The organism is Blastococcus sp. KM273129, from assembly GCF_021698995.1.
Classification (GTDB): Bacteria; Actinomycetota; Actinomycetes; order Mycobacteriales; family Geodermatophilaceae; genus Blastococcus.
Map to the genome: position 1 here is coordinate 1 of NZ_SSXB01000003.1, position 15,252 is coordinate 15,252.

A 15,252-nucleotide genomic window follows, 5' to 3' on the forward strand; every position below is an offset into this window, starting at 1 on the left:
CCTCCTCGCCGGACCCGGCGCAGCCCGGCTCCGGCGAGGAGGAGGGCGACCCGAACGTCGTCGCCACCGGGCTCGACGTGCCCACCGGCCTGGTGCTGCTGCCCGACGGCTCGGCCGTGGTCGGCGAGCGGGAGACCGGCCGGCTCCTGCAGGTCTTCCCCGACCGGTCCCCCGCCGTGGAGCTCATGACCGTGCCGGGGGTGGACACCAGCGGCGACGGCGGCCTCCTGGGGCTGGCGCTCTCACCCACCTTCCTCGAGGACGGGCTGCTCTTCGCCTACATCACGACCGCGACCGACAACCGGGTGGTGCGGTTCCCGATCGGGGGGACGCCGAACCCCGTGCTCACCGGCATCCCCCGCGGGGAGACGGGCAACGGCGGCGCGCTGCTGACCGGCGCCGACGGGCACCTCTACGTCGGCACCGGTGACACCGGGGACGCGGCGCTCGCGGCGGACCCGGGGTCGCTGGCCGGCAAGGTGCTGCGCATCGACGTCTTCGGCCGCCCGGTGCAGAGCCTCACCCCGGTGCACAGCTGGGGCTACCGGGACGTGACGGCGCTCTGCCAGGACGGGGACCGGCTGCTCGCCGCCGACGAGGCCCGCCAGGGGCCCGACGAGGTGGACCTCGTCCAGCAGGACGGCCCGGGCGTCCCCCTCGTCACCGTCCCGGCCGCGGAAGGCGGCCTGGGCGGCTGCGCGGTGGCCAACGGCACCGTCTTCCTGGGCGCCCTCGACGGGCAGCGGGTGCACGTCGTCACCCTGGACGAGAACGGCGTCCCGCTCGACGGCGCCGTGGACGAGGTGCTCGCCGACCGGTACGGCCGGCTGCGCACCGTCGTCCTCGACGCCGAAGGGGCGCTCTGGGTGACGACGTCGAACCGCGACGGCGCCGGCTCCCCCGCCGAGGACGACGACAAGGTGCTGCGGATCCGTCCGCCGGGCGGCCAGCCGAACTCCCCGCTCTAGGGGTCAGCGCACGAACCGGTGGACGACGTGCTGCCGCGAGTCGACCGGGTTGTCCGGGGCCATCTCGCCGTCGGCGTACCAGGTGGCGCCCGCCCGCCGCAGCGCCCGCCAGGAGGCCTCGTTGGCCGTGACGACCGGCACCAGCACACCGGTGGCGTCCGGGTGGTCGGCGAAGCCGCGGGCCACGGCCGCCGCGATCATCGCGGCGCCGAGGCCCCGGCCGCGCGCGGACGGCTCCCCCACCAGGTAGTCGATGCCCAGCGCCCCGGGTGGTACCGGGCACACCGCGCTCAGCTCGGCCAGCGACCCGGGCTCGTCGTCGAAGCGGTAGACCTGGACGAAGCCGAACGGCTCACCGGCGTGCACGCCGAGGTACACGGCGGTGGGGTCGTCGCCGTCGATGCTCGGGCCGTACTGCGCCGCCACCTCGGCGGGGTCGTCGTTCCACCAGCGCCGGACCAGCGGTTCGGCCAGCCACCGCGCCAGCAGCGGCAGGTCCGCGCGCTCCAGCGGGCGCAGCTCGACCTGGGGCAGCTCCACGCCCGGGAGGCTAGGAGCCGATCAGCCGCTCCTCCAGCATCCGCTTCACGGTGGCGGCGTCGGCCTTGCCGCGGGTGGTCTTCATGACCGCGCCGACGAGCGCCCCGATCGCCTGCACCTTGCCGCCGCGCACCTTCTCGGCGACGTCGGGGTTCCCCTCGATCGCGGCGTCGACGGCGGCGACCAGCTCGTCGGACTCGCCCATGACCGCGAGGCCGCGCGACTCCACGACCGCCGCGGGGTCGCCCTCGCCGGCGAGCACGCCGTCCAGCGCCTGGCGGGCCAGCTGGTCGTTGACCGTGCCGGCCTGCACGAGGCCCGCCAGCTCGGCGACCTGCCGCGGGGTGACCGGCAGCTCCGCGAGCTCCACGCCGGAGTCGTTCGCCCGCCGGGCGAGCTCGCCCAGCCACCACTTGCGCGCGTCGGCGGGGGTGGCACCGGCGGCGACGGTCTCGCTGACCAGGCCGAGCGCACCCGCGTTGACGATCCACGCCATCTCGGTGGCGGAGAGACCCCACTCCTCCTGCAGCCGGGCGCGGCGGGCGGCCGGCAGCTCGGGCAGCGCGGCCCGGAGCTTCTCGATCCACTCCTCGTCGGGCGCGATCGGCACGAGGTCGGGCTCGGGGAAGTACCGGTAGTCGGTGGCCTCCTCCTTGCTGCGGCCCTCCGACGTCGAGCCGGTGTCCTCGTGGAAGTGCCGGGTCTCCTGCACCACGCGCTCGCCGGCGTCCAGGACGGCGGCCTGCCGGCGCATCTCGTAGCGCACCGCGCGCTCCACCGAGCGCAGCGAGTTGACGTTCTTGGTCTCCGTGCGGGTGCCCCACTCGAGGCTGCCGATCGGTGCCAGCGAGGTGTTGACGTCGCTGCGCAGGTTGCCCTGCTCCATGCGGACCTCGGAGACGCCGAGCGCGAGCAGGATCTCGCGCAGCTCGGTGACGTAGGCCTTCGCGACCTCGGGCGCCTTCGCCCCGGTGCCCGGGATGGGGCGGGTGACGATCTCCACCAGCGGGATCCCGGCGCGGTTGTAGTCGACGAGGGAGTGGTCGGCGCCGTGGATGCGGCCGGTGGCACCACCGACGTGGAGGTTCTTGCCGGTGTCCTCCTCGATGTGCACCCGCTCGATCTCGACGCGGTAGGTCTCGCCGTCGACCTCGACGTCCAGGTGACCGGCGGTGCAGAGCGGCTCGTCGTACTGGCTGGTCTGGAAACCCTTGGGGATGTCCGGGTAGAAGTAGTTCTTCCGGGCGAAGCGCGACCACGACGCGATCCGGCAGCCGAGCGCCAGGCCGATGCGGATCGTCGACTCGATGGCGGCGGCGTTGACCACCGGCAGCGAACCCGGCAGGCCCAGGCAGACCGGGCAGGTCTGGGTGTTGGGCTCGGCGCCGAACGTCGTCGAGCAGCCGCAGAACATCTTCGACGCGGTGCCCAGCTCGACGTGGGTCTCCAGGCCGATGACCGGCTCGTAGCGGGTCAGGACCTCGTCGAGGTCCACGAGGGTGTCGGTCATGAGGGGTCGTCCTCCTTGGGAACGGCCGGGCCCTGCTGCTGGCGGCCGGTCACCACGGCGCCGACGGCGGTCAGCACGCCGAGGACCAGGAACACGGCGAAGACGGCCCGGCCGGTGACGGCCCAGCCGACGACGCCGGCGACGATGACGAACGCGGTGAGCGCCCAGGCCGCCTTGAGCGGGCCGTTCACGCCCGGCCCCCGATCGCGTCGAGCAGGGCGTGCCCGCGGGCGGCGTCCTGCGCGGCCTCCAGCGCGGCCGCGACGCGGTAGCACCGGTCGTCGGCCAGCGCCGGGGCCATGACCTGGAGGCCGACGGGCAGCCCCTCGGAGAGCCCGCACGGGACCGAGATGGCCGGGATGCCCGCGAGGCTGGCCGGCAGCGTGCACAGGTCGGCGGCGTACATGGCGATCGGGTCGTCCACGCGGGCGCCGATCGGCCAGGCCACGGTGGGGCTGGTCGGGCTGACCAGCACGTCGACGTCGTCCCAGGCGCGGGTGAAATCGCGGGTGATCAGCGTGCGAACCTTCTGCGCCTGCCCGTAGTAGGCGTCGTAGTAGCCGCTGGACAGCGCGTAGGTGCCGAGGATGATCCGGCGCTTCACCTCGGGGCCGAAGCCCTGCTCGCGGGTGAGCGCCATCACCTCGTCGAGGTCGCGGCTGCCGTCGTCGCCGACCCGCAGGCCGTACCGGACGCCGTCGAAGCGCGCCAGGTTGGACGACGCCTCGCTCGGGGCGATCAGGTAGTAGGCCGGCAGGGCCAGGTCGAACGCCGGGCAGGACACCTGCCGCACCTCGGCGCCCATGCCCTCCAGCAGCGCGACCGCCTCGGCGACGCGCGCCAGCACCCCGGGCTCGTACCCGTCGGTGTGGCCCTCGCCGCCGAGCTCGGTGACGACGCCGACCCGCAGGCCGGAGAGGTCGCCCCCGGCACCGCGGCGGGCGGCCTCGGCGAGCACGGGGACGGGCGCGTCGATGCTCGTGGAGTCGAGCGGGTCGTGCCCCGCGACGGCCTCGTGCAGCAGCGCGGCGTCCAGCACGGTGCGCGTCATCGGACCGGCCTGGTCGAGGCTGGAGGAGAAGGCGATGAGCCCGGAGCGGGAGACCGACCCGTACGTGGGCTTGTGCCCGACCAGGCCGGTGACGGCGGCGGGCTGGCGGATCGACCCGCCGGTGTCGGTGCCGATGGCCCACGGGGCGAGCCCGGCGGCGACCGCGGCCGACGAGCCGCCGGAGGAGCCACCGGGGATGCGGTCGGTGTCCCAGGGGTTGCGGGTGACGCGGTAGGCGGAGTTCTCGGTGGAGGAACCCATCGCGAACTCGTCCATGTTGGTCTTGCCCAGCAGCACCGTGCCGGCGGCCTTCAGCCGGGCGGCCACGGTGGCGTCGTACGGCGGCCGCCAGCCCTCGAGGATCTTCGAGCCGCTGGTCGTGGGCACGCCCTCGGTGACGACGACGTCCTTGAGCGCGAGCGGGACGCCGGCCAGCGGGCCGAGCTCCTCCCCCTTCGCGCGGGCGGTGTCGACCTGCTCGGCGGCGCGCAGCGCGGCCTCGGCGTCGACGTGCAGGTAGGCGCCGATGGTCGGGTCCTCGGCCTGGATGCGGTCCAGGTAGGCGCGGGTCACCTCGACCGAGCTGAGCTCACCGGCCCGCAGCGCCTCGGCGAGCGCGGCGGCACTGGTGGTGGTGATGTCCGTGGCGGTCACGTCGCTCACGCCTCCTCCCCCAGGATGCGCGGCACCCGGAAGCGGTCGTCCTCCGCGGCCGGCGCGCCGTCGAGGACGACGTCGCGGGGCAGGCTGGGCCGGACGGCGTCGGGACGCATGACGTTGGTCATCGGCACCGCGTGCGTGGTGGGCGGGACGTCGGCGACGTCGGCCTTGCCGACCTGCGCGACGGCGTCCAGCACGGCGGCGAGCTGGCCGGCGAAGAGGTCGAGCTCCTCGTCGCTCACCGCGAGCCGGGACAGGTGCGCCAGGTGGGCCACCTCGTCGCGGGTCAGTTGGCCCTTCGGGGAGGGGGTGCTCATGCTGCGGTGGGACTCCAGTTCGGCAGTGCCCGGCGGCCCGCTCTGGCGCCCGGGACGTGACCGGGCCACTCTACGTGGCGGCCCACCGGCCCTGGTCAGCGTGAGAGGCTCCCCCCGACCGCGATCGACGGAGATCGAACAGGGACCCCCTTCGCCCCACCGCCCGCAGGCTCGCGGCGGGCCCCGGAAGGGGGCCATGGGGCCCACGACCCGGAGGAACCGTGTCCTATCTCCTGCGCCTGGTCCTGCCCGACCGCCCCGGTGTGCTCGGCGCCGTCGCGACGGCGCTCGGCCTCGCGGGCATCGACATCGTCTCGCTCGACGTGCTCGAGCGCGGCAACGGCATCGCGGTGGACGACGTCGTCGTGGACCTGCCGGGCGACCGGCTGCCCGACAGCCTGATCACCGCCGCGCAGACCGTGCCCGGGGTGCAGGTGGAGTCGCTGCGCCCTTTCGCCGGCCCCCTGGACACCCACCGGGAGCTGGACCTGCTGGACGCCCTGGCCCGCGGTGACCGCCCGCCGACCGCGCTGCTCACCGAGTCGCTGCCGCGGGTGTTCCACAGCGGCTGGGTGGTGATCCTCGACGACTCGGGGCAGCCGGCGCCGCTGGCCGACGGCGCGGTGCTCGCCGCGTCGGAGGCGGCCCCCTCCTTCGCCCACCTGACGCTGCCGTGGCTGCCGCTGACGGGGCCGCGGCTGCTGCCCAGCGACGAGCCGTGGCTGCCCGAGCGGTGGCAGGAGATGGCCATCGAGATGATGGCGGTGCCCTACGGGGCCGGCCGGGCGATCGTGCTCGGGCGCTCGGGGGGCCCGGCCTTCCGCCGCTCGGAGCTGCTCCGGCTGGCCCACTTCACCGGCATCGCGACGACGGTGGCGCACCTCCCGCCCGGCTGAGTCCGGCCGCTCGCCGCCGAACCGGGCGCCCGAGCGGCTGACCTGGATCTTTGCCCTCATCCCATGTTGCAGCCACGGGTATTCGAACGTATGATCGAACACATGGTGCACGTGGCGGACCGGGTGGCGCAGAGTGCAGCCGGGCCCCGCTGCGGCTTGTGCGAGTCGTCGGCAGCAGTGCCACCGGCAGCCGGGTGGGCGGCCGGTCCGCTCGGTGCCGTGCAGGCGGCTGATCGCGAGATCGCCCGCCAGACGGCCCGGCGCGCGCGGGCGGTGGCCGAGTTCGCCGCGACCCGTCCCGCGTCGGCTGACCGGCCGGCCGGTCAGCCGGGGGCGATGAGCGAGGCGCGGCGAGCCGCCCGGCCGGAGGTGCTGGCCGGGGTCAGCGAGTGGGCGGCGCAGGAACTCGTGGTGGCGCTCTCCCTCTCGGCCCAGGCCGCCGATCAACTGCTCACCCGGTCGCTCACGCTGGTGCACCGGCTCCCGGCGACGTTGGACGCGTTGGAGCGCGGCGAGATCCACCCCGGGCACCTGTGGCCGATGCTGGAGCGGGTGGCGACCATCGCCGACGCGGCGCGGCGAGCCGCCGTCGAGCGCGATCTGCTCGCGTGGATGTCCGGCCGGGTCACCACCCCTGCGCAGCTCGGCGCCAGGGCACGCCGCCTCGGCCTGGCCCGGGACGCGCGCGACGAGGCCGCTCGGCTGGCCGCGTCCCTGCGGGAGCGGGGCGTCTCGGTGCGGTCGGATCGACGTGAGGGGATGGCCGCCTTCGGCGCACTCCTGACGGTGCCCGAGGCGCAGGCGCTGCTCGATGCGCTGGGGCGGTACGCCGACGCGCTCGATGAGCCAGGGGACTCCCGGACCCGCGGCCAGAAGATGGCCGACTGCCTGCTCGACCTGGTGCTGCGGCCGGAGGAGCACGACCTCCCCGCCGTGCAGGCCCAGCTGACCGTGGTGGCCGGGGTGCGCAGCCTGCTCGGTGGCGACCAACCCGGCGAGATCGGCGGTGAACCGGTGCCGGCCGAGGTCGTCCGCGCCCTCGCCCGGGCCCTGGGCCTGCTGCCCGGGTCGGCGGCGGATGGCGAGGCGGAGGCTGCCACGAACCCGGACGCTGCCGGTGGGGCCGACGATCGACCGCCCGCTGCTGGCCTTGCCGCCGGGCCGGGTGACGCCTGCCCCACCGACGGCTGGCCGATGGACACCTGGCCCACGGAGTGGCGGGAGGCCGACGAGCGGTGGTGGGCGGAGGTCGAGGCGCGTGCTCTCCGGGGTGAGTGGGGCGGCGCCGAGTACACACCGGAGGACGAGCTGCTCCGGCGGTGGGCCGAGGAGGCGCCCTACGTGGCCTGGCTCGAGAGCGTCGGTGCCTTCGACGATCCCGCGCCCGCCGCTGACCCCGATGCCGGCTCGGGATCAGGCCGCCACCCTGATCTCAGCTCCGGTTCGTCGGGTCGCCCCGACCCCGGTCCCGGCTCCTCCGGCCGCACCGACCCCCGCACCGGTCCGCGGTGCGACTGCCCTGCCGATCCCGGACCAGCACCTGGCCACCGGCCCGTGGCAGAGCCGGCACCCGCGACGGATCACGGTGACGGCGACGACTCCGGTCGCTGGGCCGGCGCTCATGGGTCTCTGCGAGCTGCCGCAGATGCCCTCCTCGACCTGGACCGGGCGATCGGTCGCGCCCGGCGGGCACAGGCCGACGCCCAGCGCGCCGACCGCGACGACGAGAACGCGTGGCTGCGCAGCCCCTCGGGTCGGGTCACCCGTGCGCCGAGCGACCTGGACGCCTGCGCCGCGGCCGGGGAGTCCCGCCGGGCAGCCCTCGCCGCGCTGCTCGATGCCAGCACCGGCGGGGCGCTGGTCGACCGGCCACGGATCGCGGTGGTCGACGAGCTCACCGGCGCGCTGCTCGCGCTGACCGACAGCCGTGAGCTCCGCCGCCTGGCCCGCTGCGACGACGCCGCCTGCCGCCGAGCGCCGGCCCGCTGCACGCACGACCTCAGCGGGCGCCCGGGCCTCGGCCCTCCCGGCCCGACCGACGGCTACCGCCCCGGCGCCGCCCTCGACCGGTACCTCCGCGCCCGCGACCGCCGCTGCCGCTTCCCCGGCTGCCGCCGGCGCGTGCCGCTCGGCGGGGAGCTGGACCACGACCGCCCCTGGCCCGACGGGCCGACCAGCGCGGAGAACCTCGTCGGGTTCTGCACCGGCCACCACCGGGGGAAGCACCAGGCACCGGGCTGGCGGTACGAGCTGGCGCCCGACGGGCGGCTGACCGTGACCACCCCGACGGGCCTGGTCGCGACCACCACTCCGCCGCCCTACTGACCCGGGGACCGCTCCCGCCACCGCCCGCCGGGCTACTCGCTGCCGTCGCCGATGGTCGCGACCTCGCGGGCGGCGTCGGGGCCCTGCTCCAGCAGCACGCGGAACCCGTCGTCGTCCAGGATCGGCGCCTTCACCTGCACGGCCTTGTCGTACTTGCTGCCGGGATCGGCGCCCACCACCACGAAGCCGGTCTTCTTCGACACCGACCCGGTCACCTTGCCGCCGCGCTCCTGGATCGCCGCGATGGCCTGGTCACGGCTGAAGTCCCGCAGCGAACCGGTCACGACGACGGTCACGCCGGTGAGCGGACCGGGTGGCGCGTCCTCGTCCGCATCGGCCATGCGCACGCCCGCCTGCCGCCACTTCTCCACGACGTCGCGGTGCCAGTCGACGCCGAACCAGTCGCGCACGGAGCGGGCGATCGTCGGGCCGACCCCGTCGGCGGCGGCGAGCTCCTCCTCCGTCGCGGCCACGATCCGGTCCATCGAGCGGAAGTCCCGGGCCAGCGCCTGTGCGGCGGTCGGCCCCACGTGCCGGATGGAGAGCGCGACCAGCACCCGCCACAGCGGGACGTCCTTGCGGGTCTGCAGGTTGGTGAGGAGCTTGCGCCCGTTGGCCGACAGCGCGCCGTCCTTCTTCGTGAAGAAGGCACTGCGGCACAGCTGCTCCTCGTCGAGGAAGAAGAGGTCGCCCTCGTCGGTGAGCAACCGGCTCTGCAGCAGCGCGATCGCCGCCTCGTAGCCGAGGTTCTCGATGTCGAACGCGCCGCGCCCCGCCACGTGGAAGACCCGCTCCCGCAGCTGCGCGGGGCAGGACCGGGCGTTGGGGCAGCGGATGTCGGCGTCACCCTCCTTCTCCGGCCGCAGCTCCGTGCCGCACTCGGGGCAGCGGCTCGGCATCACGAACTCGCGCTCGTCACCGGTGCGGGCGGCGACGACGGGGCCGAGCACCTCGGGGATCACGTCACCGGCCTTGCGGATGACGACTGTGTCCCCGATGAGCACGCCCTTGCGCTTGACCTCGCTGGCGTTGTGCAACGTGGCCAGCTGCACCGTGGACCCGGCCACCTTCACCGGCTCCATGAACGCGAACGGCGTGACCCGGCCCGTCCGGCCGACGTTGACCCGGATGTCGACGAGCTTCGTCGTCGCCTCCTCCGGCGGGTACTTGAAGGCGATCGCCCAGCGCGGCGCCCGCGAGGTCGACCCCAGCCGCCGCTGCAGCGCCACCTGGTCGACCTTGACCACCACGCCGTCGATCTCGTGCTCCACCGAGTGCCGCTGCTCCCGGTAGCGTTCGATGTAGGCCCAGACGCCCTCGAGGTCGGCCACCACCTCGAAGCGGTCGCTCACCGGGAGCCCGAGCGCCCGGAGCCCCTCGTAGGCCGCCGACTGGCGCTGCGGCTCGAACCCGGTCCGCGCCCCCAGCCCGTGGACGACCAGCCGGAGCGGTCGTGTCGCGGTGACCTTCGGGTCCTTCTGCCGCAGGGAGCCGGCCGCGGCGTTGCGCGGGTTGGCGAACGGCGGCCGCCCCTGCTCGACCATCGCCGCGTTGACGTCGGCGAACGCCGCCACCGGGAAGTAGACCTCGCCGCGGACCTCGAGCAGCTCGGGCACGTCCTCCCCCGCGAGCTGCTGGGGGACGTCCCGCATCGTGCGGACGTTGGCCGTCACGTCCTCCCCGGTCACGCCGTCACCCCGGGTGGCCGCGCGGACCAGGCGGCCCTGCTCGTAGACCAGGTCCACGGCCACGCCGTCGACCTTGAGCTCGCAGAGGTAGCTGCCCCCCGCCGCACCCTCCCGCTCCGCCCGCGCCGCCCAGGCCGACAGCTCGTCGCTGCTGAAGGCGTTGTCCAGGCTCTGCATCCGCTCCAGGTGCTGCACCGGGGCGAACGTGGCGGTGAAGCCACCGTTGACCTTCTGGCTGGGCGAGTCGGGCGTGACCAGCGCCGGGTGCGCGGCCTCGATCTCCTTGAGCTGCGCCATCAGCTCGTCGTACTGCCCGTCGCTGATCAGCGGCTCGTCGCGCACGTAGTAGGCGAACGCGTACCGGTCCAGCTCCTCGGAGAGGTCGCGGTGCCGGGTCCGCACGTCGTCGGGGACCTCGGTGAGGTCCTCGCGGTCGGCCACCGGGGTGACGGACGGTTCGACGAGGTCGGCGTCGGTGCTCACGGTCGAACGGTATCCGGCGGGTACGACGGTCAACCCGACGCTCACCCGGTCGGTGCGCGCGCCCTCAGCCGGGCAGCAGGTACTTCGCAGCCTCGCGCACCTGGCGCATCGCGGCGCGGGCGTAGGCCGGCGTGGCCCCGGCCAGCCCGCAGGCGGGGGTCAGCGTCACCGCGTCCGGCAGCCGGTCGGCCGCGAAGCCGAGCTCGCGCCACCACGCCTGCACCCGCGTCGCCGTCGCCCGGGGCGCCGGCAGCGCGGCGTCCGTGCCGGGGACGACGCCGGGCAGCAGGTGGACCCCCGCGTCCACCGCCTCCCCCACCGCGTCGAGGTCCTGCACCAGGCCCAGGTCGAACGAGAGCCCGGCCGCACCCGCGGCGCGGAACAGCCCCAGCGGCATCCGGGGGGCGCAGCAGTGCACGACCACGGGGCCGGGCAGCGCGCGCACCACGGCCGCCAGCTCCTGCTCCACGACGTCCCCGGCGACCGCCGGGAGCTTCCCGAACCCGCTCGCCGTCGGCAGCGCGCCCTGGAGGACTGCGGGGACGGACGGCTCGTCGAGCTGCACCACGATCCGCGCTCCCGGCACCCGCGCCTGCACCGCCGCCACGTGCGCAGCGAGCCCCTCCGCCAGCGACTGGGCCAGGTCGCGGCGGGCGCCCGGGTCCACGACCGCGCGGTCGCCGCGGGTGCGCTCCAGCCCGGCGGCGAGCGTCCACGGCCCGGCCGCCTGCACCTTGAACGGCCCCGTCCAGCCACCGGCGACGTCGTGCAGGGCGTCCAGGTCGCGGGCGAGGAACTCCTCGGCCCGCTGCTGGTCGATCCCGGGCCGCGGGACCAGCCGCCAGCCCGCCGGGGTGAGGTCGACGGCGAGATCGACCAGCAGGGCGGCGCTGCGCCCGAGCATGTCGGCCCCGGCGCCCCGACCGGGCAGCTCGGGCAGGTGCGCGAACTCCGGCAGCTCGCCCACCACGGTGCGCAGCGCCTCGGCCGGGTCGCTCCCCGGCAGGGAGCCCACCCCGCCGGCGGGCCCCCACGGCGCCCCGGCCACCGCCGCGTCGTCGGCACCTGCGCTCACGCGGACGCCCCGGCGCTCCGGATCGCGGCCTGGCCGAGGACCAGGTCGCCGCGCTGCGGATCGGGTGCGTAGAGCACCGCGGACTGCCCGGCGGCCACCCCGCGCTGCTCCGCGTCCAGCAGGAGCCGCAGCCCACCGGCGTCGTCCCCGGTCACCTCGCAGGGCACGGGGCTGCCGTGCGCGCGCAGCTGCACCTCCGCCCGGAACGGCAGCCCCGGTGCCGTCCCGGTCCAGGTGGGCGCCGCCGTGACGACGGCATCCACCCCGGCGAGCTCGGCGGTGCCGATGGTCACCGTGCGGGTCACCGGCTCGATGCCGAGCACGTAGCGGGGACGCGAGTCACCGGCGGTGACCCCGAGCCCCCGCCGCTGGCCCACGGTGAAGCCGTAGGTGCCCTCGTGCTCGCCGACGGTCGCACCGGTGGCGGCGTCGACCACCGGCCCCGGGCGGCTGCCCAGCCGGCGGGCCAGGAAGCCACGGGTGTCGCCGTCGGGGATGAAGCAGATGTCGTGCGAGTCGGGCTTCGCCGCGACGCCGAACCCGCGCTCGGCGGCGATCTCCCGCACCCGGTCCTTGGTCATCCCGCCGAGCGGGAAGACCGCCGCCGCCAACTGCTCGGCGGTGAGCACCCCGAGCACGTAGGACTGGTCCTTCGCGGCGTCGACCGAGCGCCGCAGCTCGCCGTCGGCCAGCCGCGCGTGGTGCCCGGTTACCACGGCGTCGAAGCCGAGCGCCCGCGCCCGGTCCAGCACCGCCGAGAACTTGATCTTCTCGTTGCAGCGCAGGCACGGGTTGGGGGTGCGGCCGGCGGCGTACTCGGCGACGAAGTCGTCGACGACGTCCTCGGTGAACCGCTCGGCGAGGTCCCAGACGTAGAACGGGATGCCGAGCTCGTCGGCGACCCGCCGGGCGTCGTGGGCGTCCTCGACGCTGCAGCACCCGCGGGCGCCGCTGCGCAGCGTCTGCCGGTCCGGGGAGAGCGCCAGGTGCACGCCGGTGACGTCGTGCCCGGCGTCGACGGCGAGGGCTGCGGCCACGGCGGAGTCGACGCCCCCGCTCATCGCCGCGAGCACCCTCACCGGCGCCCCGTCCCGGCCCGCCGGGCCCGCTCGACCACGGGGGCGATGACGGCGAGGAGGGCGTCGACGTCGGCGTCGGTGCTGGTGTGCCCGAGGCTGAACCGCAGGGAGCTGCGCGCCCGTTCCGGGTCGGCGCCCACGGCCAGCAGCACGTGGCTCGGCCGCGCCACCCCCGCGCTGCAGGCCGACCCGGTCGAGCACTCGATCCCCTTGGCGTCGAGCAGCATGAGCAGCGCGTCGCCCTCGGCGCCGGGGAAGGACAGGTGCGCGTTGCCGGGCAGGCGGCCGGGGCCCGAGCGCACGACGTCGTCCAGCGCCGGCCCGTTGAGCTGCGCGTCGGGCACCTGCTCCACGACCCCGGCCACCAGCCGGTCGCGCAGCCGGGCCAGCTCGGCGGCCCGCTCGACGCGCCCGCCCACGGCCGCGTCCGCCGCCACCGCCAGCCCGACGATGGCGGCGACGTCCAGCGTGCCGGAGCGGACGTCGCGCTCCTGGCCGCCGCCGTGCAGCAGGGGCGTGCACTCGGCGTCGCGGCGCAGCAGCAGCGCGCCGGCGCCCATCGGGCCGCCCAGCTTGTGCCCGGTCATGGTGAGGGCGTCGACCCCGCTGGCGCCGAAGTCGACGAGCACCTGCCCGACCGCCTGCACCGCGTCGGTGTGGAAGGGCACCCCGACGTCGTGCGCGGTCGCCGCGAGCGCGGCGACGTCGCTCACCGTGCCGATCTCGTTGTTGGCCCACATGACGCTGGCGACGGCGACGTCGCTGCCGTCGCCGAGCGCGTCGGCCAGCGCGGTGGGGGTGACCCGGCCCGAGGGCTCCACCGGCAGCCAGGTGACCTCGGCGCCCTCGTGCTTGGCCAGCCACTCGACGCTGTCCAGGACGGCGTGGTGCTCCGCCGGGCTGACGACGATCCGGCGGCGGCGGGAGTCCGCCGCGCGCCGGGCCCAGAACAGCCCCTTGACCGCCAGGTTGTCGCTCTCGGTGCCGCCGCCGGTGAACAGGACCTCCGACGGCCGCGCGCCCAGCGCCTCGGCCAGCCGCTCGCGGGCCTGCTCCGCGGCGCGGCGCGCCGCCCGGCCGCTGGCGTGCAACGACGAGGCGTTGCCCACGCGGCCGAGCTGGCCGGTCATCGCCGCCAGCACCTCGGGGAGCATCGGCGTGGTCGCCGCGTGGTCGAGGTAGACCGGTTCCGAGTAGGTCATGACGCGCTCAGGGTAGTCGCGGGGACGGCGGGGCCGGCTGCCGCCGCCGGAGCACCACCCGCCCGTGGGGCGAGCACCGCCCCCGCGACCGCGACGGCCGAGAGCACCACCACACCGGCCAGGACCGCCGCCGGGAGCGAGAGGGTGCCGGCCGCCGCCGCGGCCACGAGCACCCCGACCACGCCGACGCAGGCGGCGGCACCGGTGACGTCGGCGATCTGGAAGGCCGCGGAGTCCGCGCCGCGCGTCTCGTCCGACGAGCGCTCCAGCAGGAGCACGCTCAGGCTCGGCATGCCCAGCCCCATGCCGAGCCCGGCGACCGCCCAGCTCGCGTAGGCCGGCCAGCCGCCGACCCCCGGGACGGCGATGGCGGCCGTCGCCAGCAGCCCGGCGGTGAGCACGCCGAACCCCAGCCGCAGCAGGCGCACCCGCGACCAGTGCGGGTTGCGGCCCTGCAGCTGCGAGGCGGTGGCCCAGCCCAGCGCGCCGGCGGTCAGCGGGATCCCCGCGGCGGTGGCCGAGTAGCCGTGGAGCTCGGTGAGGGCCAGCGGCAGCAGCGCGTCCATGCCGAAGAAGGCGCCGGCCAGCAGACCGCGGCCGGCGACCACCGCGGGCAGCCCGGGACGCGCGGCGGCCGTCCCGGCGGGCAGCAGCGGGCGCAGTCCGACGACCAGCGCCAGCAGCCCGGCGACGGCGATGGCGGCCGCGAGCAGGTCGAGGCGCTGGCCGGCGTACTGCAGGGCGGCGATGCCGACGCCGGCCAGCAGCGCCCACCACCGGCGGGCGGAGGCCGGCACCGCGGCCGCGGCGGACCGGGGCAGCGCGCGGGCGGCGGGGAGCACCAACCCGAGGCCCAGCAGGATGAGCGGCAGCAGTCCGAGGAAGACCAGCCGCCAGGTGAGGTGGGTGGTGAGCAGCCCGGCGACCACGGGGCCGACCAGCGCCGGCAGCACCCACGCGGCGGCGAACGCGCCGAACAGCCGCGGCCGCAGCGCGGGCTCGAACGCCTGCCCGGCCACCACGTACAGGGCGACCGCGATGATCCCGCCGCCGATGCCCTGCAGCGCCCGGGCGGCGACGAACAACGCCATGTCCCCCGCGACGCCCGCGGCGAGCAGTCCCGCCGCGAAGACCGCCACGCCGGTCAGCAGCGCCACCCGGGAGCCGCGGCGGTCACCGAGGTCGCCGCCGAGCACCATCCCGACCACCGAGGCGACGAGGAAGGCGCTGAAGGGCCAGGCGTACCAGGCCAGCCCGTCCAGCTCGGCGACCGCGGTCGGCATCGCCGTCGCCACCGCCATCGCCTCGAAGGCGACGAGGGTGACCAGCATCAGCAGCCCGGCGGTGGGGAGCCGGTGCGCCCGGTCGAACAGCGCCGGGGGCGCGACGGTGTCCACGCGGTGCCCAACCACCCGCACCCCCGGCTGCTTCCCGCCCCCGGGAACGCGTCGAGCGCCG

The 15,252-nt window shown here is 75.9% G+C and carries 13 protein-coding genes; 3 read left to right on the forward strand and 10 right to left on the reverse strand.

What is annotated here, in order from left to right; genetic code table 11:
* Positions 1-968: sorbosone dehydrogenase family protein (locus E9565_RS01645; RefSeq protein WP_236833929.1), on the forward strand; the 968-nt coding region annotated here is incomplete at its 5' end.
* 3 nt (positions 969-971) lie between these two features.
* Here the strand turns inward: E9565_RS01645 and E9565_RS01650 are convergent.
* From E9565_RS01650 to gatC, 5 genes are read right to left on the reverse strand one after another with little or no spacing between them, the layout of a single operon-like run.
* Complete coding sequence (locus E9565_RS01650) at positions 972-1,508, reverse strand: GNAT family N-acetyltransferase (RefSeq protein WP_236833930.1); 537 nt, start codon at positions 1,506-1,508, stop codon at positions 972-974.
* A 10-nt stretch (positions 1,509-1,518) separates the two neighbouring features.
* On the reverse strand, positions 1,519-3,018 hold the full coding sequence (gene gatB, locus E9565_RS01655; RefSeq protein WP_236824624.1) for an Asp-tRNA(Asn)/Glu-tRNA(Gln) amidotransferase subunit GatB: 1,500 nt from the start codon (positions 3,016-3,018) through the stop codon (positions 1,519-1,521).
* A complete protein-coding gene (locus E9565_RS01660) occupies positions 3,015-3,209 on the reverse strand; it encodes a hypothetical protein (RefSeq protein WP_236824625.1) in 195 nt (64 codons plus the stop codon). Before E9565_RS01660 ends, gatB begins: the two co-directional genes overlap by 4 nt.
* Entirely contained in the window at positions 3,206-4,732 is a 1,527-nt protein-coding gene (gene gatA / locus E9565_RS01665) for an Asp-tRNA(Asn)/Glu-tRNA(Gln) amidotransferase subunit GatA (RefSeq protein WP_236833931.1), read from the reverse strand. Before gatA ends, E9565_RS01660 begins: the two co-directional genes overlap by 4 nt.
* Positions 4,729-5,046 (reverse strand): Asp-tRNA(Asn)/Glu-tRNA(Gln) amidotransferase subunit GatC, encoded by a 318-nt coding sequence (gene gatC / locus E9565_RS01670; protein WP_091933348.1) that lies wholly within the window; start codon positions 5,044-5,046, stop codon positions 4,729-4,731. Before gatC ends, gatA begins: the two co-directional genes overlap by 4 nt.
* 221 nt (positions 5,047-5,267) lie before the next feature.
* Here gatC and E9565_RS01675 point away from each other — a divergent pair, with 221 nt between their 5' ends.
* Together E9565_RS01675 and E9565_RS01680 are read left to right on the forward strand one after the other, a co-directional pair.
* Entirely contained in the window at positions 5,268-5,942 is a 675-nt protein-coding gene (locus E9565_RS01675) for an ACT domain-containing protein (RefSeq protein ID WP_236824627.1), read from the forward strand.
* A 219-nt stretch (positions 5,943-6,161) separates the two neighbouring features.
* Entirely contained in the window at positions 6,162-8,267 is a 2,106-nt protein-coding gene (locus E9565_RS01680; RefSeq protein WP_236833932.1) for an HNH endonuclease signature motif containing protein, read from the forward strand.
* Positions 8,268-8,299: 32 nt separating this feature from the next.
* Here the strand turns inward: E9565_RS01680 and ligA are convergent, their stop codons facing one another.
* From ligA to E9565_RS01705, 5 genes are all read right to left on the reverse strand, one after another.
* Positions 8,300-10,438, reverse strand: a complete 2,139-nt coding sequence (gene ligA, locus E9565_RS01685; RefSeq protein ID WP_236833933.1) for an NAD-dependent DNA ligase LigA — start codon at positions 10,436-10,438, stop codon at positions 8,300-8,302.
* Positions 10,439-10,502: 64 nt separating this feature from the next.
* Positions 10,503-11,513 carry a methionine synthase gene (locus tag E9565_RS01690; RefSeq protein ID WP_236833934.1) on the reverse strand — a complete coding sequence of 337 codons (1,011 nt, stop codon included), beginning with the start codon at positions 11,511-11,513 and terminating at the stop codon, positions 10,503-10,505.
* Positions 11,510-12,592 carry a tRNA 2-thiouridine(34) synthase MnmA gene (mnmA, locus tag E9565_RS01695; protein WP_308191111.1) on the reverse strand — a complete coding sequence of 361 codons (1,083 nt, stop codon included), beginning with the start codon at positions 12,590-12,592 and terminating at the stop codon, positions 11,510-11,512. Before mnmA ends, E9565_RS01690 begins: the two co-directional genes overlap by 4 nt.
* Entirely contained in the window at positions 12,589-13,794 is a 1,206-nt protein-coding gene (locus E9565_RS01700; RefSeq protein ID WP_236824632.1) for a cysteine desulfurase family protein, read from the reverse strand. Before E9565_RS01700 ends, mnmA begins: the two co-directional genes overlap by 4 nt.
* Complete coding sequence (locus E9565_RS01705; protein WP_236824633.1) at positions 13,791-15,191, reverse strand: MFS transporter; 1,401 nt, start codon at positions 15,189-15,191, stop codon at positions 13,791-13,793. Before E9565_RS01705 ends, E9565_RS01700 begins: the two co-directional genes overlap by 4 nt.
* Between the last annotated feature and the right edge of the window lie 61 nt (positions 15,192-15,252).